19 protein-coding genes are annotated in these 21,268 nt (G+C 31.5%); 5 read left to right on the top strand and 14 right to left on the bottom strand.

The features are described from left to right. Positions 1-50 precede the first annotated feature (50 nt). A complete protein-coding gene (gene fumC / locus KLA_RS06455; protein ID WP_013622267.1) occupies positions 51-1,448 on the top strand; it encodes a class II fumarate hydratase in 1,398 nt (465 codons plus the stop codon). A 72-nt stretch (positions 1,449-1,520) separates the two neighbouring features. Here fumC and KLA_RS06460 read toward each other — a convergent pair whose 3' ends face one another. Then, entirely contained in the window at positions 1,521-2,408 is an 888-nt protein-coding gene (locus tag KLA_RS06460; RefSeq protein ID WP_013622266.1) for a hypothetical protein, read from the bottom strand. Positions 2,409-2,574: 166 nt separating this feature from the next. On the opposite strand from KLA_RS06460, the gene KLA_RS06465 reads away from it, so the two are divergent. Further along, positions 2,575-3,042, top strand: coding sequence for a GNAT family N-acetyltransferase (locus KLA_RS06465; RefSeq protein ID WP_013622265.1), 468 nt, complete (start codon positions 2,575-2,577; stop codon positions 3,040-3,042). A gap of 6 nt (positions 3,043-3,048) precedes the next feature. After that, positions 3,049-3,837 (top strand): MBL fold metallo-hydrolase, encoded by a 789-nt coding sequence (locus tag KLA_RS06470; RefSeq protein WP_034644620.1) that lies wholly within the window; start codon positions 3,049-3,051, stop codon positions 3,835-3,837. 70 nt (positions 3,838-3,907) lie between these two features. Here KLA_RS06470 and ettA read toward each other — a convergent pair whose 3' ends face one another. The 3 genes from ettA to KLA_RS06480 all read right to left on the bottom strand — a co-directional run bounded on the left by ettA (position 3,908) and on the right by KLA_RS06480 (position 6,912). Next, positions 3,908-5,599 carry an energy-dependent translational throttle protein EttA gene (ettA, locus tag KLA_RS06475; RefSeq protein WP_034644621.1) on the bottom strand — a complete coding sequence of 564 codons (1,692 nt, stop codon included), beginning with the start codon at positions 5,597-5,599 and terminating at the stop codon, positions 3,908-3,910. Positions 5,600-5,686: 87 nt separating this feature from the next. After that, positions 5,687-5,863: a CAL67264 family membrane protein gene (locus KLA_RS18225; protein WP_013622262.1), complete on the bottom strand. Its 177-nt coding sequence runs from the start codon at positions 5,861-5,863 to the stop codon at positions 5,687-5,689. A gap of 65 nt (positions 5,864-5,928) precedes the next feature. Continuing rightward, positions 5,929-6,912: a Gfo/Idh/MocA family protein gene (locus tag KLA_RS06480; protein ID WP_034644622.1), complete on the bottom strand. Its 984-nt coding sequence runs from the start codon at positions 6,910-6,912 to the stop codon at positions 5,929-5,931. Between the two features lie 92 nt (positions 6,913-7,004). Between KLA_RS06480 and KLA_RS06485 the strand changes: the two genes are divergently transcribed. Together KLA_RS06485 and KLA_RS06490 are read left to right on the top strand one after the other, a co-directional pair. Further along, entirely contained in the window at positions 7,005-8,633 is a 1,629-nt protein-coding gene (locus KLA_RS06485; protein WP_034644623.1) for an acyl-CoA carboxylase subunit beta, read from the top strand. 23 nt (positions 8,634-8,656) lie between these two features. Then, positions 8,657-9,919 (top strand): MFS transporter, encoded by a 1,263-nt coding sequence (locus KLA_RS06490; protein WP_034644624.1) that lies wholly within the window; start codon positions 8,657-8,659, stop codon positions 9,917-9,919. 41 nt (positions 9,920-9,960) lie between these two features. Here KLA_RS06490 and KLA_RS06495 read toward each other — a convergent pair whose 3' ends face one another. The 10 genes from KLA_RS06495 to KLA_RS06540 form a co-directional block, all read right to left on the bottom strand. Next, positions 9,961-12,051, bottom strand: coding sequence for a YfbK domain-containing protein (locus KLA_RS06495; RefSeq protein ID WP_034644625.1), 2,091 nt, complete (start codon positions 12,049-12,051; stop codon positions 9,961-9,963). 5 nt (positions 12,052-12,056) lie between these two features. After that, the gene (locus tag KLA_RS06500) at positions 12,057-12,653 is read right to left on the bottom strand and encodes a carboxypeptidase-like regulatory domain-containing protein (protein ID WP_034644626.1); all 597 of its coding nucleotides are present in this window, start codon (positions 12,651-12,653) and stop codon (positions 12,057-12,059) included. A 92-nt stretch (positions 12,654-12,745) separates the two neighbouring features. Continuing rightward, a complete protein-coding gene (locus KLA_RS06505; protein ID WP_034644627.1) occupies positions 12,746-13,801 on the bottom strand; it encodes an AMP-binding protein in 1,056 nt (351 codons plus the stop codon). Further along, positions 13,788-14,726, bottom strand: a complete 939-nt coding sequence (locus KLA_RS06510) for a CPBP family intramembrane glutamic endopeptidase (protein ID WP_034644705.1) — start codon at positions 14,724-14,726, stop codon at positions 13,788-13,790. The genes KLA_RS06505 and KLA_RS06510 overlap by 14 nt, the downstream gene beginning before the upstream one ends. Further along, entirely contained in the window at positions 14,717-15,766 is a 1,050-nt protein-coding gene (locus tag KLA_RS06515; protein WP_034644628.1) for an o-succinylbenzoate synthase, read from the bottom strand. The genes KLA_RS06510 and KLA_RS06515 overlap by 10 nt, the downstream gene beginning before the upstream one ends. Before the next feature lie 11 nt (positions 15,767-15,777). Further along, on the bottom strand, positions 15,778-16,458 hold the full coding sequence (locus KLA_RS06520) for a metal-dependent hydrolase (protein WP_034644629.1): 681 nt from the start codon (positions 16,456-16,458) through the stop codon (positions 15,778-15,780). Between the two features lie 22 nt (positions 16,459-16,480). Then, positions 16,481-18,511, bottom strand: coding sequence for a sensor histidine kinase (locus KLA_RS06525; protein WP_034644630.1), 2,031 nt, complete (start codon positions 18,509-18,511; stop codon positions 16,481-16,483). A gap of 403 nt (positions 18,512-18,914) precedes the next feature. Beyond that, positions 18,915-19,661 carry a LytR/AlgR family response regulator transcription factor gene (locus KLA_RS06530; RefSeq protein WP_013622251.1) on the bottom strand — a complete coding sequence of 249 codons (747 nt, stop codon included), beginning with the start codon at positions 19,659-19,661 and terminating at the stop codon, positions 18,915-18,917. Between the two features lie 36 nt (positions 19,662-19,697). Further along, entirely contained in the window at positions 19,698-20,603 is a 906-nt protein-coding gene (gene menA, locus KLA_RS06535) for a 1,4-dihydroxy-2-naphthoate octaprenyltransferase (protein WP_034644631.1), read from the bottom strand. A gap of 1 nt (position 20,604) precedes the next feature. Beyond that, a complete protein-coding gene (locus KLA_RS06540; protein ID WP_013622249.1) occupies positions 20,605-21,213 on the bottom strand; it encodes a sporulation protein in 609 nt (202 codons plus the stop codon). Positions 21,214-21,268 lie beyond the last annotated feature (55 nt).

The raw sequence follows: 21,268 nt of genomic DNA on the forward strand, positions 1-21,268 counted from the left end.
ATTAAAAATTTTCCAAATTCTTACCTTTGTATCTATAAAAAATTAGTACAATGAGCTTTAGAATAGAAAAAGATACAATGGGTAAGGTAGAAGTACCTGCTGATAAATATTGGGGAGCACAAACAGAGCGCTCTAGAAACAATTTTAAAATTGGTCCTGCTGCATCTATGCCATTAGATATTGTTTATGGTTTTGCTTATTTAAAAAAAGCAGCAGCATACACAAACTGTGAGTTAGGTGTATTATCTACAGAAAAAAGAGATTTAATTGCACAAGTTTGTGATGAAATTTTAGAAGGCAAACATAATGATCAGTTTCCATTGGTAATATGGCAAACTGGCTCTGGTACACAGAGTAATATGAACGTAAATGAGGTTATTGCAAACAGAGCTCATGAAATAGCTGGTAATGTTATCGGTGAAGGCGAAAAAACAATACAGCCTAATGATGATGTAAACAAATCTCAATCATCTAACGATACGTTTCCTACAGGAATGCATATTGCTGCATATAAAAAAATTACAGAAGTTACTATACCTGGAGTTAAACAACTAAGAGATACTTTAGAAAAGAAATCTAAAGAATTTGCAAATGTTGTAAAAATAGGACGTACTCACCTTATGGATGCTACTCCTTTAACTTTAGGACAAGAGTTCTCTGGTTATGTATCTCAGCTAGATCACGGTTTAAAAGCTTTAGAAAACTCATTGCCGCATTTAGCAGAGCTTGCTCTTGGTGGTACTGCTGTTGGTACAGGTTTAAATACACCTGCCGGTTATGATGTTCTTGTTGCAAAGTACATAGCAGAATTTACAGGATTGCCTTTTATTACTGCTAAAAATAAATTTGAAGCATTAGCTGCCCATGATGCCATAGTAGAAAGTCACGGAGCGCTAAAACAACTAGCTGTTTCTTTAAATAAAATTGCTAATGATATTAGAATGATGGCTTCTGGGCCAAGATCTGGTATTGGCGAAATAATTATACCTGCAAACGAACCAGGAAGTTCTATTATGCCAGGAAAGGTGAACCCTACACAAGCAGAAGCTATAACTATGGTTTGCGCACAAGTTATGGGTAATGATGTTGCTGTAACTGTTGGTGGTACACAAGGCCATTATGAGCTAAATGTATTTAAACCTATGATGGCTGCTAACATATTACAATCTGCCCAATTAATTGGTGACGCTTGCGTTAGTTTTGATGTTAATTGTGCGTCTGGCATACAACCAAATCACGATGTAATTAAAGAATTATTAAATAACTCTTTAATGCTTGTAACAGCTTTAAACACTAAAATTGGTTATTACAAAGCTGCAGAAATTGCAAATACTGCACATAAAAATGGTACTACACTAAAAGAAGAAGCTATTAATTTAGGCTACGTAACTGCAGAGCAATATGATGAATGGGTAAAACCTGAAGAAATGGTAGGTTCATTAAAATAAAAACCTAACTACTATAAAACAAAAAAGGTGCAATTTAAAATTGCACCTTTTTTATATGTATTAAATTAAGTATTACTTAAGGGTAAACTCACTTTTACCTAATATCTTTAATTTAGAATCGTAAACTATAGCCATATAGTTTCCTTTTTGAAAATCACCAACTGGCTTATTTACGTAATCACAAATGTCTAAAGTTCTGTTTTCATAATAAAAAGCTGTAGCCTTACTATACGTTAAAGAAGCTCCTGTTTCATTAGACTTTGTAGTTCCTTCTCCTAAAACATTTCCTTGAGGATCTAAAACTTCAATATAAAACTCTCTGTCACCAGCTTGTGCAATTGCATTATCTGCTACAGTAAAACAAATTTTTAATTTATCTGCTCTACTAGCTCTAGTTGTAGAAACTAATTTTCCGCTATTACGCTCTTTAACTGCATCTACAGAAAATTTAGCCAAGTTTAATGCAGAACCTTTTTCTACAGCATCAGCCAATTGTGTGTTTTGTACAACTAAAGAATCATTAAAAACTGTTTGTCTAGATAATTCTTGGTATGTACTATCTCTTTCCATAGCTAACATAGTGTTAGATGTAGTTAAAGAATCAACCTTTTTAAGTAAAAAAGCTCTTTCTTTCTTTAACAAATCAACCTGTCTTCTATATCTAGATAAAGAAGAAATATCAGTTTTCATTGTCTTAACAGAGTCAATATACTTAGCAATTCTGTCTCTTGCCTCAACTAATTCTTCATTTGTAGCATTACTTTCCATAATAGCCTTGTCATACTCAGACTGTAAGCTAGTTAAATCATTAACTACATATTCTTTCTCTTGCGTTAAAACAGTTTTGGTTTTCTCTCTGTCTTTGTATAAAGACACTGTGTAGGCAATAGAAGCTAATAATCCTACTCCCAATAAAACAGCAAGTACCTTTAATCCTGTATTACTCTTTTTCTCACTCATAACAATACTATTAATTCAGTTTAATTTATTAACTTGACTAAGTTAATCTTTTGGTTCAAATTTATATACGTTTTGGTTTAACATTTAGATTATATGCACTTAAAAATTGGTTTAAGTCCAATATTAATCGTCTAACGGAAATAATTACCTAAAATTATAATTTATAATGAATAATTTAACATTTATTCCCTTTCAGCCAAAATACGCTAAAACCTTTAAAAATCTAAATTTAGAGTGGATAAAAAAGTTTTTTGTGGTTGAAAATAAGGATATAGAGCTTTTAGACAATTGCGAAGAGAATATAATTAACAAAGGAGGCTATATTTTTTTTGCTAAAATTGATACCACCATTGTTGGTTGTGTAGCCTACATTAAAATTGAAGACAACGTTTATGAATTAGGTAAAATGGCAATAAGTGAAGCCTATCAAGGAAAAAAAATTGGACAAGAACTATTGACCTTCGCCATTAACTTTGCCAAAGAAAAACAATGGAAACAAGTAATCCTATACTCTAGTGTTAAGCTAACAAATGCACTACATATTTATAAAAAAGTTGGTTTTAAAGAAGTACCGTTAGAGCCAAACGTTGTTTACAAAAGAAGTAGTATAAAAATGGAACTAAATTTAAAATAGAAACTAATGAAAAAACTAATGGGTATTGCTGTTTTTTGCTTATTTATAGTGAGCTGTAAAGACGGTAAAAAGAAAGAAACAGCAACAAATAATGCTACAAAAGAAATTACTAAGGAAAATGACAGCAACTTCCAAATTACACCTATAGAACACGCTACTGCTGTTTTTAAATGGGGAAATACAACTATTTATATAGATCCTGTTGGAGGAGCAGATATGTTTAAAAAACAAGACGAACCAGATTTAATTTTGGTTACAGATATTCATGGGGATCATTTAAATGTTGAAACTCTAGAAGCCATTAACACCAAAAAAACAACAATTATTGCCCCACAAGCTGTTGCAGATAAACTGTCTGACAACTTAAAAACGAAACTTACTATACTTAATAACGATGCCTCTATAGATTTTGCCAATATAAAAATTACAGCAATACCAATGTACAATTTAAGAGAGGAAGCTATTAAATTTCATAGCAAAGGACGCGGAAACGGTTATTTATTAGAGAAAGGTGGAGAGCGTGTTTATTTTTCTGGTGACACGGAAGACATACCAGAAATGCGTGCTTTACAAAACATAGATAAAGCATTTATTTGTATGAACTTACCTTACACTATGACTGTTAAAAGCGCCGCAAGTGCTGTTTTAGAATTTAAACCAAAACAAGTGTATCCATATCATTACCGTGGCAAACCAGATGTTAGTGATATAGCTAAATTTAAACAATTGGTAAACGATGGTAATAAAGACATTGAAGTTATACAGTTAGACTGGTACCCTAACGCATCTTACTAAAAAAATGAAATAAAAAAGCTCCTTACAACTAGTAAAGAGCTTTTTTTTATTTTGAATTAATTAAATAGAACTACCTAATTAATTTTTTATACTTAATACGTTTTGGCATTAAATCGCCACCTAAACGTTTTTTCTTATTCTCTTCATAATCAGAGAAAGATCCTTCAAAGAAATATACTTGCGAGTCTCCTTCAAAAGCTAATATGTGTGTACAAATACGATCTAAAAACCATCTATCGTGAGAAATAACTACAGCACAACCCGCAAAATTATCTAAACCTTCTTCTAATGCACGTAATGTATTTACATCCAAATCGTTTGTAGGTTCATCTAAAAGTAAAACGTTACCCTCTTCTTTTAACGTCATAGCTAAGTGTAAACGGTTACGCTCACCACCAGATAACATGCTTACTTTTTTGTTTTGCTCACTACCAGAAAAATTAAACCTACTTAAATAAGCTCTAGAATTTACTTGCTTACCTCCCATCATAACCAACTCTTGCTCATCACTAAAGTTTTGCCAAATTGTTTTTTCTGGGTCAATGTTAGAGTGACTTTGGTCTACGTAAGCAATTTTAGCAGTTTCACCAACACTAAATTCTCCTTTATCTGGAGTTTCTTCACCCATTATCATTCTAAAAATTGTGGTTTTACCAGCACCGTTAGGTCCAATAACACCTACAATACCAGCTTGTGGTAGTTTAAAGTTTAAATCTTCATAAAGTAACTTATCATCAAAAGCTTTGCTAACCCCTTTAGCCTCAATTACGTTTGTTCCTAAACGCGGACCATTAGGTATGTAAATTTCTAATTTTTCGTCAAGTTGCTTTTGATCTTGACTCATTAATTTATCATAGTTCTTTAAACGTGCCTTTTGCTTGGTTTGTCTTCCTTTAGGACCTTGACGCACCCATTCTAACTCTCGTTCTAATGTTTTTTGACGCTTAGACGCTGTTTTACTTTCATCTGCCATACGTTTAGATTTTTGGTCTAACCAGCTAGAGTAGTTTCCTTTCCAAGGAATGCCTTCACCTCTATCTAACTCTAAAATCCAACCAGCTACATTATCTAAAAAGTATCTATCATGCGTTACTGCAATAACAGTACCTTTGTACTGTGCTAAATGGTGCTCTAACCAATGTACAGATTCTGCATCTAAGTGGTTGGTAGGTTCATCTAAAAGCAAAATTTCTGGTTCTTGTAACAACAGTCTACATAAAGCAACTCTTCTGCGCTCACCACCAGATAATACACTTATTTTTTTATCACCATCAGGAGTACGCAAAGCATCCATAGCAATTTCTAATTTAGTATCTAACTCCCAAGCATTGCTAGCATCTATTTGGTCTTGTAAAACTGCTTGCCTAGCCATTAGCTTGTCCATTTTATCTGCATCAGAATACACTTCTTCTAAGCCAAACATATCGTTTATCTTATTGTACTCATCTAAAATGGCTACAGTTTCTGCTACACCTTCCTTAACTATTTCTAAAACAGTTTTATCTTCATCTAGCTTAGGTTCTTGTTCTAAATACCCAACTTTATAACCGGGAGAAAAAACTACATCACCTTGGTAATTTTTATCTAAACCAGCTATAATTTTTAATAAAGTAGATTTACCAGATCCGTTAAGACCAAGAATACCTATTTTGGCTCCATAAAAGAAACTTAAGTATATATTTTTTAACACTGGAGTATTGGCCGTTTTAAAGGTTTTTGTAACTCCAGACATTGAAAAAATGACTTTTTTATCGTCAGACATATCTTGTATTATTAGTTGTTATTATTTTGAATTAAAAAAAGGCAAAACAGCATAGAATTATGCCGTTTTGCCCACATATATTTTGTTTTACACTCTACCTTTAAGTGCATTAAAAACCCATGCAATAGCAAAAAAGCCAATTCCTACGGCTGCAAAACCCCATCCGGCAACATCATCATATCTAAATGCACCAAGTGCAATTAATGCTAAGCCTACAAGTATCATAATAAATGTAGCCCAAGCTAAAACTGTATTTTTATTCATCTTCTATTATTGTTGGTTTATTAGATGCCAAATATCGTAATTTTAAAGATAAAATACCTAATAAATTAAGCTTCAAAAGGAAAAACTATACCTGTTTGATCTCTAATTTGATCTAATAAATGTATTAAATCTAAACTATTTTGATGAGACCATAGGCTACTTTGTATTTGGTTGTTAGCAATGCATTTGTGCACTTCTTCTATTTCATATGTGTAACCAATTCCTTTTTTGGCTGTTTTATAATACTCTTTCTCTCGAGCCTTTTCAATATAATACTCTTCAGCCTCGTGCCATCTAGTTTCTAATTTTAACGTTGCATTTTCACCAGATATTTCTGAGCTTGTTTCTGTGCTTGCCGTTAAACCACTATACAAATGCGCCTGTGCGTTATCATATTTAAAAATAATAGAAATTTGTTTTTCTATTCCGGTTTTATAAAAATTAGCTGTCGCTAATATTTCATTTGGCTTTCCTAACAAAAGGTACGATAAAAATACAGGATAAATTCCTATATCTAATAAAGAGCCACCTGCTAAATTTGGATTTAAAAGTCTACTCTCCTCTGCCCTATCTAAACCATAAAAAGCAAAATCAGACTTAATATAACTTATAGTTCCTAACTCATTAGCATCTACAATTTGCTTTACTTTTTGTATAGATGGTAAAAACCTACTCCATAAAGCTTCCATTAAAAAAACATTGTTTTTAACAGCAGCAGCAATCATACTTTGCACTTGCTCTTTGTTAACTCCCATTGGTTTTTCGCACAAAACGTGCTTACCACTATTCATAGCTTGTATACTAAAATTAATATGCAAGGTATGCGGAGTAGCTATGTAAACAACATCTACATCTGTACAATTAAATAAATCTTGGGCATTGGTATATCTATTTTTTACATTGTGTTTATCTGCAAACGTATTTGCTTTTTCTTCACTTCTAGATGATACTGCAACTAAATTTGCATTTTTAACCAAAGCTAAATCTTTAGCAAACTTATCTGCAATATTCCCTAAACCAACTATACCCCAACCTATTTTTTTGCTCATCAATCAACTATTTTTTTAAACTTTTATCAAAGTTAATCAATATCATATATATTATTCCACTTATCTTTATGGTCTAAAGCAATTTTTACAGAATGGATATAAATTTCAATAAGAACGAAGATCACAACAAACTCCTTTTATCAGATTTAAAACATAAACTGACCAAAGTAAAGTTGGGTGGTGGCAAAAGTAAAATTGAAAAACAACACGCCAAAGGCAAAATGACAGCCAGAGAGCGTATAGACTATCTTTTAGATAACAATACAGATGTTATAGAAATAGCTGCTTTTGCAGGAGAAGGAATGTACAAAGAACATGGCGGGTGCCCATCTGGAGGAGTTATTGTTAAAATAGGATATATACAAGGCAAACAATGTATTGTTGTTGCTAATGACGCCACTGTTAAAGCTGGTGCTTGGTTTCCTATAACTGGCAAGAAAAACTTAAGAGCCCAAGAAATTGCAATAGAAAATAAATTACCAATAATTTATTTGGTAGACAGTGCTGGTGTTTATTTACCAATGCAAGATGAAATTTTTCCTGACAAAGAGCATTTTGGACGCATTTTTAGAAATAATGCGGTAATGAGTAGTATGGGAATTACCCAAATATCTGCAGTAATGGGAAGTTGTGTTGCAGGTGGTGCTTATTTACCAATTATGAGTGATGAAGCTTTAATTGTAGATAAAACAGCTAGTATATTTTTAGCGGGTAGCTACCTTGTTAAAGCTGCTATTGGAGAAAGCATTGATAACGAAACTTTAGGTGGCGCTACTACACATTGCGAAATATCTGGTGTTACTGATTACAAAGCTAAAGATGACGCAGATGCTTTAGATAAAATAAAAAAAATAGTAGCTAAAATTGGTGATTTTGACAAGGCTGGCTTTAACAGAATTGAACCTAAAAAACCAAAATTAGACCCTAAAGATATTTATGGTATTTTACCAAGATCTAGAAGCGACCAGTATGATATGCTTGAGATTATTAAGCGTTTGGTTGATGATTCTGAGTTTGAAGAATACAAAGAAGGTTACGGAAAAACTATAATTACAGGTTATGCTCGTATAAATGGTTGGGCTGTTGGTATAGTTGCTAACCAACGAAAGTTGGTAAAAACCAAAAAAGGAGAAATGCAATTTGGAGGTGTTATTTATAATGACAGCGCAGATAAGTCTACCCGTTTTATAGCAAATTGCAACCAAAAGAAAATACCGCTTGTATTTTTACAAGATGTTACCGGCTTTATGGTTGGTAGTAAAAGTGAACATAGTGGTATAATTAAAGACGGAGCAAAAATGGTAAATGCAGTTAGCAACTCTGTAGTTCCAAAATTTACTATTGTTATTGGCAACAGTTATGGTGCTGGTAATTACGCTATGTGTGGTAAAGCATATGACCCAAGGTTAATTGCTGCTTGGCCTAGTGCAGAGCTTGCTGTAATGAGTGGTAATTCTGCTGCAAAGGTTTTAATGCAGATTGAAAAAGCTTCATTGCTGAAAAAAGGTGAAGAAATAGACGAGAAAAAAGAAAAAGAATTATTTGATAAAGTGAAAGCAAGATATGACGAGCAAATATCTCCTTATTATGCTGCTTCTCGTATTTGGACAGATGGTGTAATAGACCCACTAGATACCAGAAAATGGATCTCTATGGGTATTGAAGCCGCTAACCACGCTCCTATTGAAAAACCTTTTAACTTAGGAGTAATACAGGTTTAATTTTTACACTCAAAGTTCTATTTATCAACACTAAAAAAAAACATAATTGGCTATATCTGTTTCTCCTAATTTTATCAGGGGAAGCAGTTTTTATATTACCGTTTGTTTTAGCTAGAGTTTTTAGACCTACAGTTTTAGAGGTTTTTAATCTTACAAATTTAGAGCTAGGCACTTGTTTTTCTGTTTATGGTTTTGTTGCTATGGCATCCTATTTATTAGGCGGACCAATTGCGGATAAATTTCCTCCTAGAAAACTAATTGCTGTAGCATTATTTGCTACTGCTTTAGGCGGATTGGTACTTGCAAGTAACCCTAGTTATTTTATTCTTAAAATATTGTATGGTTATTGGGGATTTACAACCATTTTTTTGTTTTGGGCCCCAATGATAAAAGCTACACGCGTTTGGGGAGGAAACCACTCCCAAGGTAAAGCATTTGGTTTTTTAGATGGCGGTAGAGGTTTAGTTGGTGCTAGTTTTGGTGCTTTAGGTGTTTTTATATTTTCTTTATTTATAATTGGTTCTGTAGAAACTGCTAGCTTAGCAAATAGAGCAGAAGCATTTAATTATATTGTATGGGTAACTTCTGCTATAATTATTGTAATTGGTATTGTTGTTTGGTTTTTCTTAAAATCTAAAGAAATTAAAGAAGAAGAAATACAAATACAATCCATATCTACGTATCAAATAAAAACAGTTTTAAAAATACCATCTGTTTGGTTGTTAATGGTGATAATATTATGTGCTTATGTAGGCTATAAAATAACTGATGTTTTCTCGCTCTACGCAAAAGATGTCATGTTATATAATGAAGTAAAATCTGCTGAAATAGGCACAATTTTACTATTTATTAGACCGTTTATTGGAATTTTAATAGGTTTTATTGCAGATAAAAGCAAAACTACACTTTGGCTTATTATTAGTTTTATTCTTAGTATTTTAGGTGCTCTACTATTTGCATCAGGAATTATTAATCCTACCAGCACAACACTATTTATGACTTCTATTTTAATTACTGTAACCGGAGTTTACGCGGTGCGTTCTTTATATTTTGCTACAATGCAAGAAGGTCATATACCTTTACTATTAACAGGAACTGCAGTAGGACTTATTTCTATTATAGGCTATACACCAGATATTTTTGCGGGCCCGTTAATGGGGATATTATTAGATAATTCTCCTGGTGAATTAGGTCACCAACACGTGTTTATTATGCTGGCAATTTTTTCTTTTATTGGTTTAGTTGCCTCTATACTATTTTACAGATTACAGCATAAAAAGTGTTAACCATTGCTAGTTAACACTTAAAAATACAACCACTATTAACACTACAACTCTTTATGTGCAGCGTTTACTAAACGTATAAACTCTGCTCTGTAACCTTGTGCATCTTCCCCTCTGCCCTGTTCTGCTAACTCAATTACAGTAGTATAACTAGCATTATTTGTAAACTGAGATTTACGTAATTTAAGTCCGAATAAAGCAACTGCAGAAGCAAATTTAAAATCAGTAGACATTTCTGTTTCTTCATTTTTTTGAATGTGAACCATTTCTATACTTGTATCTTCATTTGGTTTCTTATACCTAAACTTTACCGTAAACAACTCATCCGTATAGCTATCTGCTGCTGCTACATTTGTGTATTTTAATGGTGACACTTCTTTTAAATAATCACTTTTTACACCAACAGGTATCACCTCATAAAGTGCCGTTACCCTATGTCCGCTTCCTAACTCACCAGCATCTTTAGTATCATCTACAAAATCTTCATCTGCTAAAAGTCGGTTTTCATAACCAATTAAACGATATGCCTGTACTTTAGCAGGATTAAACTCAACCTGAATTTTTACATCTTTAGCAATAGTATACAGCGTACCTCCAAATTCACCACCAAATACTTTTTGTGCCTCTTGCATAGTATCTATATAAGCGTGGTTGCCGTTTCCTTTATCTGCTAAGGTTTCTAACTTAGAGTCTTTATAATTTCCCATACCAAAACCTAAAACAGATAAGAAAACTCCTGAAGCTCTTTTTTTCTCTATTAATTTTTCCATAGCTGTATCACTAGATGCGCCAACATTAAAATCACCATCTGTAGCAAGTATAACTCTGTTGTTTCCGTTCTTTTTAAAATTCTTTTCTGCTAATTTGTATGCCAATTTAATACCTTGTCCGCCTGCGGTAGAGCCACCAGCTTCTAATTTTTGTAATGCATTTATTATTTTTTCTTTTTGATCTCCATTAGTTGGAGGTAAAACTACACCAGCAGCTCCAGCATAAACCACAATGGAAACTTTGTCTTTTTCTCTAAGTTGATGCACCAACAATTTAAAAGCAGATATCAAAAGCGGTAACTTATTATGATCTTCCATAGAGCCAGAAACATCTATTAAAAAAGTTAAATTAGAAGCTGGCAACTCCTCATTTAAATACTCTTTTCCTTGTAAACCTATACGAACCAATTGTGTTTGTGTATTCCAAGGCGTTTTAGCTACATCTGTAGCTATAGAAAATGGATGTTCGTCTGTTGGTTGCGGGTAATCATAATCAAAATAATTTACCATTTCTTCAATCTTAACAGCATCATAAGGTATATTGTCTCCGTTATTTATCATTCTTCTTACGTTACTATAACCTGCCTTATCAACATCTATAGAAAAAGTAGAAAGCGGATTTAGTGTAGCCTTTTTAAACTGATTTTCTGATAATTTAGCATATTCTTCATCATAATTAATTGTATTTGTATATCCTTTAGTGGTAATTACAATACATCCGTTTTTGGCTGAGTCTCCAAACAATACTCTTGCTTTAGGAGATTTAAAAACTTTTATAGATGTAATTTTTGATGGCTTAATTTTATAAATAGCTCTATTACCCTCTTTTGCTGGAACCCCATTAACAATATACAACGGCTCATTATTTGTATTGATTGAAGATACACCTCTAATCTGAATTGGCTTACCTCTCTTTTTGGCTCCCTTTGTAACCTGTACACCTGCAACATTACCTGTTAATTGGCTAGAAATATTGTTTTGTATTTTTTCTCTCTTTGTTACCTTTCTGACATTACTACCTGTATATGATTTTCTTGAAGTTGTGCCATATGCCACAACAACCACTTCTTCTAAAGTTGCATTATCCTCTTCTAAAACTACATCTATTTTAAGACTATCTTTTACTACAACCTCTTTGTATTTATAGCCTATGTAGGTATATGCTAACGTATCTCCTCTTCTTGTTTTTATAGTGTATAAACCATCAAAATCTGTGGTTGTTCCGTATTTAGTCCCAGAACTAATGATATTTACTCCTGGCAAAGGATCAGTAACATCTGTAACTGTACCCGTAATTGTTAGTTCTTGTGCGTTTGCTTGTATGCTACATACAATTACGCAAAGTATAAATAATAGATTTTTCATAAGGTTTAGTTTCTTTTGGTTAGTAAATAGTTAGATGCTGCAACAGAATTAGCAACGTACACCTTTTCAATATCTGAAGGGTTTATGGTTTGTAAGATTGAAGTATCTGAATAGCGAATACCGTCTATAATAACAATGGTATTACTATCGCCACGCATTGTAATTTTTGGTGTATTATTAGTTTGAGTGTTTGTTATTTGTACACCCGGAACTTTTGCTCTAATTGTATTGAATAAATCTTGCTGTATATTAATATTTTCCGCTCCAAACTCATAGATAGTAAACGGAAGATTATCTAATAGTTTAGCAAAGCAAATTGTAAAATCTTCTTGTAAGTTAACTGTTGACTTTATTTTTTTCTGTTTAATTTCTTTAGGTTTATAACCTAAACAGGTAAAGACAAGTTTATCATTCTTCTTAGACTTTATTGAAAAATGACCATTAAAATCTGTTAATACGCCTTTGTTTGTTCCTTTAACAACAACATTTACTCCGGGCAAAGGGTTGTTATCACACATTACAGTTCCTGTAACTGTTTTTGTCTGGGCACTTAATTGTGTGCTACAAAAAATAATACACAAGGCAAATAAAAAGTTTTTCATAATGATTGGTTTATAAGTTTAAAACAAACCTACAATAGAGTCATTAGTAGAAAAACACAGAATTAGGGAAGTGTACTTTTGAGTGAGTTAAGTTATTTTTTAAGTAATTCTAAAGTTTTAGTACGTTGAATTTTACCTGATTCTGTACGTACAAAATTAGTAATGTAGTTTACCTCCTTTGGTATTTCATAAGAGGTAAATGCAGTAGATTTTTTTAGCGTAGTAATAATATCTTCATTTTTTTGCTCCCCCTCTATTAGCAAAACAAGTTTGTTTTCTAAAACAGGGTCGGGCAAGCTTGTAATAAAAAAATCAGAATTAATATAGTCAGATAATTTAGCTTCAATCTGTTCTGGATTCAGTTTTATTCCACCAGAGTTTATAATATTATCAAACCTACCCAACCATTTAAATTCGTTTTCCGCTATAAGTTTTACAACATCATTAGTAGTTATAATAACATCTGAGACTTTTGGCGCATTAATAATTAAGCAATTACGATTATCTAAAGAGACTGTAACGTTTGGTAAGGTTTTAAAAGAATCAGATTTAATTTCTTTTACTGCAATGTGGGTAATGGTTTCCGTCATCCCATAAGTTTCAAACAAATGTGTAGACACGCTTTTTAATTTCTCTTTTAAATCTAATGAAACAGCTGCACCACCAATTATAAGCGTATCTATAAAGTGTAAATTATGCAAACAATTATAAACCTGCATAGGAACCATTGCAGAGAATTTATATTTTTTATTTATTTCTTTTAAAGGATTAGAACTGGGTTCTACAAAATCTATTTCTAAACCCAAAACCAATGCTCTTACGAGCATCATTTTACCAGCAATATAACTTGCGGGTAAACATAATAAAGCTGTGTCACTTTCTTTTAAATTAAAGAAAGAACCTGTTGCTAAAGCAGAATTTACCATCTGCTGCTTTTGTAGTATTATTGGCTTAGGTGTGCCTGTAGAGCCAGAAGTATGAACAATTAATGTAGGCGAATTAGAAAGCCAATCTTGCAAAAAAGAGCCTATTTCTTTTTTAAAATTTTCTTTTTCTGCCAATTCTACTGCTAAAGAACACAATTGATCCTTAGTATATGAAATGCCGTTTAATTTAAACTTAGGATTAATGCTACTAAAATGCTTCATCTGTAAGCTGTTCTGCAGTCAATTCTTCTTCTTTAAAAACTTTACCAGTTAGCTTTTCTTTCCAGTTTGCCCATTTGTATTTTTTAGCAAAAAGGAATATTAGTATTGGATATATTACCAAAACTGGCACAAAAATATCCCAACCCAACTCTGGCTTACTAACATCTACATAAATAGAATCTGTCTGAAAAACGGTCCAATCTGCAGTAACAAGTAGTGCTCCTATTAAATTATTAGCAGCGTGAAAACCAAGAGCAAGTTCTAAACCGTCATCCATTAGCGTTATAATACCTAAAAAGAACCCCGTACCAATGTAGTACACCATTATACCATAACCAAGTGTTTCTACCTCTGGGTTTGCCATATGCATAACACCAAACAAAACAGATGTAATAATTAAAGGCACTAACCTATTTCCTGATAAAATACCAAGACCTTGCATCATATGTCCTCTAAAAAGGTACTCCTCAAAACTAGTTTGTAACGGAATTAAAAGTATGCTAATAATAGCTAAAGTTATAAAAGGCCCTAACTTAAAATTAAAAACAAAATCGTCTGGAGAAAGTACAAAACCAATAGCAAATAAAAATATGGTTAATAATCCCCAAAAAGCAAAAGAAAATCCAATACGTTTACAATCTATCTTTTTTCTTGCGGTAGTTAAAGATGTTACAGATTGCCCATGCACAAGCTTTGTCCAACCTAAAACCACCAACAAACCAAATGCTAAAGGCACTAAGTTAATAGCAAACACTGGATTTCTTCCAAATTGTTCTATTAACTTATTCATTAGCTCATCTACAGGAATTGGAGAGGTTTTTACAGAGATATAATTAAATATCATTAAAATTATAAACCCAGTTGGAAGTATAAAATACTTCCACATACCTCTTGTTTTTGCTTTAAGCCCTTGTTCTATATACATAAATCTTCTATTAAATTTTGTTGCCAATTTAAGGTTTTACGGTAACTAATAGCACCGTTACTAACCTCTAAAGGACTATTAAAATTGTTGGTATACAAACTACCAGTGCCTAAACCTTGCGGCATTTTACTTTGCAAACCGTAGGTCCATTGTGCAATTGCATTTAACCCTATATTACTTTCTAATGCACTTGTAACCCACCAACCAATATTATATTTTTCTGCTAAGGAAATCCACTCTTGTGACCCTTTAAAACCACCAACTAAACTGGGTTTTAAAATTATATATTGCGGTTGTATTGTTTGTAGCAGTTCTTTCTTTTTTGTTACACCAAACACACCAATTAATTCTTCATCTAAAGCAATAGGTAATGGTGTAACTGCACACAAATTTTTCATTTTTGCGTAATTACCTTGTTTAATTGGCTGTTCTATAGAGTGTAAGTCCAATTCTGCTAAAATTTTAAGCTTATCTAAAGCATCTTCTTTAAAAGCACCGTTAGCATCTACACGCAGTTCTATTTCTTCTTTTTTGTATGTTTTCCTAATCGATTTTAAAAGCGAAACCTCTGTATCAAAATCTATTGCTCCAATTTTCATTTTAATACAGTTAAACCCGTCTTTCAGTTTTTGCTGTATTTGTTGGTGCATAAAAGACTCCTCTCCCATCCAAATTAATCCGTTTATTGGAATAGGAGCTTCTTTGATTGAAAAATTATTTTCAAATAAAATAAAAGGATTATCTGCTGTTAATGATAAAAATGCTTGCTCTAAACCAAATTGTATGCTAGGAAACTCTGTTAAATCATTTAAAAGAACCTCTAAGCCTAAATGAATGTTGTTACACACCCAATTTAGCTTTTCTTCATAGTTTGGAACATCGTCTATACTTAAACCTCTTAAAATTCCGCATTCACCAATTCCTGTTTTATTATCATTTTTTAAAATAATAAACCAAGTTTCTTTTTGGGTAAGTACACCACGGGAAGTACCACTAGGTCTTTTAAAATCTAGCGTGTATTTTTTATAAATTGCTTTCATAACAGTAAAAATTATACTGTAAGGGAATTGCCTATTGGCAATAAATGCAATAGTTTACCTGACGCTTTAAACTTTTCTATAGCTTTAGCTTCATCAATCTCTATAAAACCAAAAGTATCAAAGTGGTAGCCTAAAATAGTATTACATTCTATAAAGTCTGATGCAATAATAGCATCATCTACACCCATAGTAAAGTTGTCTCCTATTGGTAAAACGGCTAAGTCTAACTTAGTAAACATTGGTATAAGTTTCATATCCATAGTTAAGGCTGTGTCGCCAGCTATGTAAACACTTTTGTTTGCTGATGTGATAATAAATCCTCCAGGAAGACCACCCTCTGTACCATCTGCAAATGAAGATGTGTGTATAGCATTAACGTATTTTACAGTTCCAAAATCAAAAGACCAACTACCACCATGATTCATTGGGTGTACTTTTAGTCCTTTATTTTCATAATACGTAGCAATCTCGTAATTACTAACTATTACTGCATTGGTTCTTGTAGCTATATCTTCTACATCTAAAACGTGGTCTTGATGTGCGTGGGTAACAAAAATGTAATCTGGGTTTAAAGAGTCTTTATCTACTTGATTATTATTCTTTGGATTACCAGAAATAAATGGATCTACCAAAACAGTTTTGCCTGCTACCTCTATTAACAAAGTTGCGTGACCAAGGAATGTAATTTTCATAGTATGTTATTTTAGTTCAAATTTATTTAAAATTGAACCAAAAACGAACTCCTTCTACAGATTTATCTATATTAAGTGTAGATTGTAATTGATTTACCAAACGGTTCATTAAACGAATTCCCATTGAAGATTTAGTTCTCTCATCTGTATCTTCTGGTAAACCAACACCGTTATCTGTATATTCAAAATAACCACCAGTTTCTGTATTTCTTAAATGAATGTATATTTTACCATTTTCATCATTATCTGGAAAAGCATATTTAAAAGAATTAGAAACAAGCTCATTTAGTATTAATCCAAAAGGAATTGCTCTATCAATATCTAACTCTACACCTTCTGCATCTATGGTAATGTTTATATTGTGACCTCCTTTTTTAAATACAGATTGTACACTGTTTACCAAACTCTCTACGTAGCCTTGCATTTCTATTACAGATAAATCATCATTCTGATATAGTTTTTGATGAATTAAAGCCATAGCTTTAACTCTACTTTTGCCTTCTTCTAAAGCCATAATTGCAGCTTTACTTTTAGTATTTTTAGTTTGTAAACTTAACAAACTAGATACCATTTGAAGGTTGTTTTTTACTCTATGGTGAATTTCTTTTAAAAGCGAATCTTTTTCTGTTAACTGACTTTCTATAATATTATTTTGCTTAGCAATAACGCGTTGGTTTTTTATACTTTTTATGTAAGCAAATACCAAACCACCTAAGCCTAATAATGTAAATATTAACGATATTAAAATAAGACTCATACGCTCATCACTAGCCTGTGCCTCTATTTTTGCATTTTCTAATTCTATTTTCTTTTCATCTAATCTGTCTTCAGAATTTTCTAATTCTTTTTCAAAAACAGTTGCAATTTGCTGATGCTTTTTAAGCGTTTCATTAACTCTAATAGAATCGTTAATTTTTATATTGTTATTTAAATAGTAGTTGGCTTTTTTGTAATCGTTCATTTTTTGATAATAAACAGCCAACAATTGATTTTTGCGTAATACGTTAGATACTTTTATTGCACGTAAGTCATCATTAATAAGCTCTAAAACCTTATCTAATTTATTAGTCTGTAAATAGCAATTAGCTAAGTCTAAGGTGTTTTCTACTGCGTCTTGCGAATATACTTCTACGTTAAATTCTCTAATTTTAACCAAACTAGAGTCTAACAATGGTATAGCCTCTTCATACCTTTTTAAAAGCATATAGCATTTACCTATATTGCCCTCTATAACACCTTTTAAAAGAGCCCCTTTTACCAACTCATCTTCAGTTTTTGGTCTGGCAATAGTATCTAAATATGTATTTATGTATTTGCGTGCTTCTTGATATTTTTCTAAGGCAACTTGTGAAGATTTATCTAACCTTAAAAAATCTCCTATTTTATTATTATAAACAGCTTGTCCGTAATAATCATCACTACTAACAACATTGCTTTTTTCTCTTATGTATTCGCTTCTGGCTTTTTGGTATAGGCCTTGGTCTGCATAAATATCATAAAATGAAATATTGTCTGCTAAACCTAGTTCTTTCTTTTCCTTACGTATTGCAATTTGTTTTTCATATAGTTTAAGCTGAGAATAATTCTCATCCATAATATCTAACAATGCACTTTTAAGGGTGTCACTAAGCTTTGTTTTATCTATATATAACTCATTGGTAATAGCAATACTTTTATCATACTGCACCAAGTCTTGATGTATGTGTGCTTGCAAAATTCTATAGTATTCTACAGAGCCATCATCCTGAGCATTTCTAGCCTTAGTTAACATAGAGTCTATACGCTCTAACCACTCATAGCTAGAGTTTTCTTTATATCTATTTGGTGTTTTATAAAAGTAGGCAAACTTATCTTTAGCAGACGGTATTTTAACAAAACTGTCTAAAACAGTTTGCTGTAATTGTATTTCTTGCGCATTAGACAGATTAATAAAAACAAACGAAAAAAAGAATACAGCAATATATGTTTTAAAAGAAAATATGCTGTTGTTTGTTTTTAAAGTGTACTGTATATTTTTATTGTTGCTTAAAAATTTAGCAATTTTTGTAATCATATTACGGGTCTGTTATAAAAAATTCTTGCCTTACTTGGGTATAAGTAAAAGAGCGTAGTGCCCCAAAACACTCCTTTTTCTTAAGTTTTTGTTAAACTCTAGGGCAAGTTATGATTTTCTTAATAATTATAAGCTGAAAATAGTAAAAATAATAAGGCAAAACCTCTTAAAATGTATAAAAGAACTATAGTTATGTAAGAATTGCACCATTCTAATTATACTTAGCAAGTTTAATATTAAAATAAATAATTTATTTACTCTGTTTAATTGCTGGTAAATTAAAATATTACAAAAAAATGATTCTAATTAATAGCAAAAGAATATTATTTTTTGCAATGTGATATAAAAAAAAGCCTTACTAAATTATAGTAAGGCTTTACACGTTTGTAGTTGCTGTATTATTTTATGAATTCATAGAAGAAATAATAAATTCTTTAAACTCTTTAGATATTGGAATTAATTTATCATTAATCATAACATCTTTAGAATTTACCGCTCCAATATGATCTACATTTACAATGTATGATTTATGAGCTCTATAAAACTTATCTTTAGGTAATTTTTCTAAATAATCTTTTAAAGGAGATCTAACCAAGAACTTTTTATCTACTGTATTAACCTCTAGGTAAACATTATCTGCCTTTATGAACTGAATATCTGTAAAGTTTATTCTGTAATATAAATGTTGTTTTTTAACAAAAATAGAATCTTTTAAAACCGAATTAGACATTGGTTTTTCTACATCATCTTCTGTTAAACCTTGTTTATCTAAGTAGTTAAAGTTAGATAATGCAATTTCTATTGATGTGTATAAATCTTGTTGCTCAAATGGTTTAACTAAATAACCGTTTGGCTTAACAATTTTTGCTTTTTCTACTGTAGCTCTGTCAGAGTTAGATGTAACAAAAATAAAAGGTATATTGTAGTTATCTCTAATATGCTTTCCTAAATCTATACCTGTTTTGTCTGACGCTAGTATAATATCTATAAGTACCAAATCTACTTCTGTAGTTCTTAATACTTCTTCTGCTTGCTCGTAAACAATAACATTACCAACTATTTCATAGCCAATTTCTTCTAGCATAGATTGCATATCATCTGCTATAATAACGTTATCTTCTACAATTAAAATTTTAATGGGTTTTTCCAATTCAGTTGGTTTTTTATGGACTTAATCTATGCTAATTTACAAAAAATTATTAAAACTAAAATAAAACAAAATAGCGAATAAAAAACTACTTAAAGCCACTACTTTTAGTTCTGGGTCCATTGTTAAAGAATCCTTCATTTTTAATACTTTTATAAAGTGTTTAGCTATAGGAATATAAGCTAACAACCACATAAAATTTAGTACGTTAGTATAATTATATATTGTAAAAATTAATACACTTATAAAACTAGTTATAAGTATTGAATAATGGTACTTTTTTCCGTTTAAAAAACCCATTTTAACAACTATAGTGTTTTTTCCTGAGTTTTTATCAGATATAATATCTCTTAAATTATTAAGATTTAAGACAGCTACACTTAACAAGCCTATTGTAATAGCTGGTAAAAAAGCCATTGTAAAAAGTGTTTTTGTTAGTAAAAACATTGCGCCTAATACACTTACTAAGCCAAAAAAGATAAATACAAAAACATCTCCTAAACCTCTGTAGCCGTAAGCAGATTTACCTACAGTGTATTTTATTGATGCCCAAACAGCACAAAAACCAAGTATAAAAAACAATGCTATGTATATAATACTATCTGCTGTAAATGCTGTAAATATTAAACCTGCTATTAGCAGCAAGCATAATACAATAGCTACTATAATTCCTTTTTTAAGTTCTTTACGGGTTAATATACCACTTTGCAAAGCACGTTTTGGACCAATTCTGTCATCATTATCTGTACCTTTTACACCATCTCCATAATCATTAGCAAAGTTAGACGTTACTTGCAGTGCTACTGTAGTTAAAAGTGCTAGTATAAAAATTGTACTGTTGTTAAAACCATATAAGCTAGCCAAAGCATAGCCTACAATAATTCCGGATATAGATAAAGGTAAGGTTCTTAACCTGGCTGCATTTACCCAAGCTTTTAATTTCATTTTAATTAGGATTCTCTATTTTTAATCTTTTGCCATTTTTATATGAAGCAACAAAGGCATCTTCAAAACCCATTTTTACAAGCTGTAACCTAAAAGTTCTAGCTTCTTCAATAGTCTCAAAATTTCCAATAGAATATGTATAAAAAGGGTTATTTTTTACAAATAACGTGTTTGCTAATGAGTTAGATACTAAGGTTACATTATTATCTACAAACGTTTTAACTTGTACAGAGTATATTACTTTTTTCTCTAAAATGTTACGTGCTAAGTAAAAGTCGTTTACAAAATTAAGTTCTTCGTTTTGCTCTTTTAAGTTATTAATACGTGATTTAATTACGTCTAAACTGTCTATAGATACTAGTATATTATTATTTTCTGCAGAGTTAAAAGCTCTTGCCCTTGTAGATAAGCCGGCAGAAAAAGAGGTGAAAACTAATGTTCCTAAGAAAAAAACAGCTGCTATTACACCCAGCACATTACGCTGCCTTTTTTTTCGTTTTAACTCTTTGTTTTTATATTTTATTTGATCTAATAAACGCTCGTTCATTAATTGAGCCTTATCTATATCCTTGTGTAGTTCTAATAAATCTACTTCTTCTATAAATGGCATATTCTTAATTTACAGGTTGGTTAATGTTTGCTTATAGTTATGGTATATGCAATTT

It is taken from the genome of Cellulophaga geojensis KL-A (genome assembly GCF_000568425.1).
In the GTDB taxonomy this organism is placed as follows: Bacteria; Bacteroidota; Bacteroidia; order Flavobacteriales; family Flavobacteriaceae; genus Cellulophaga; species Cellulophaga lytica.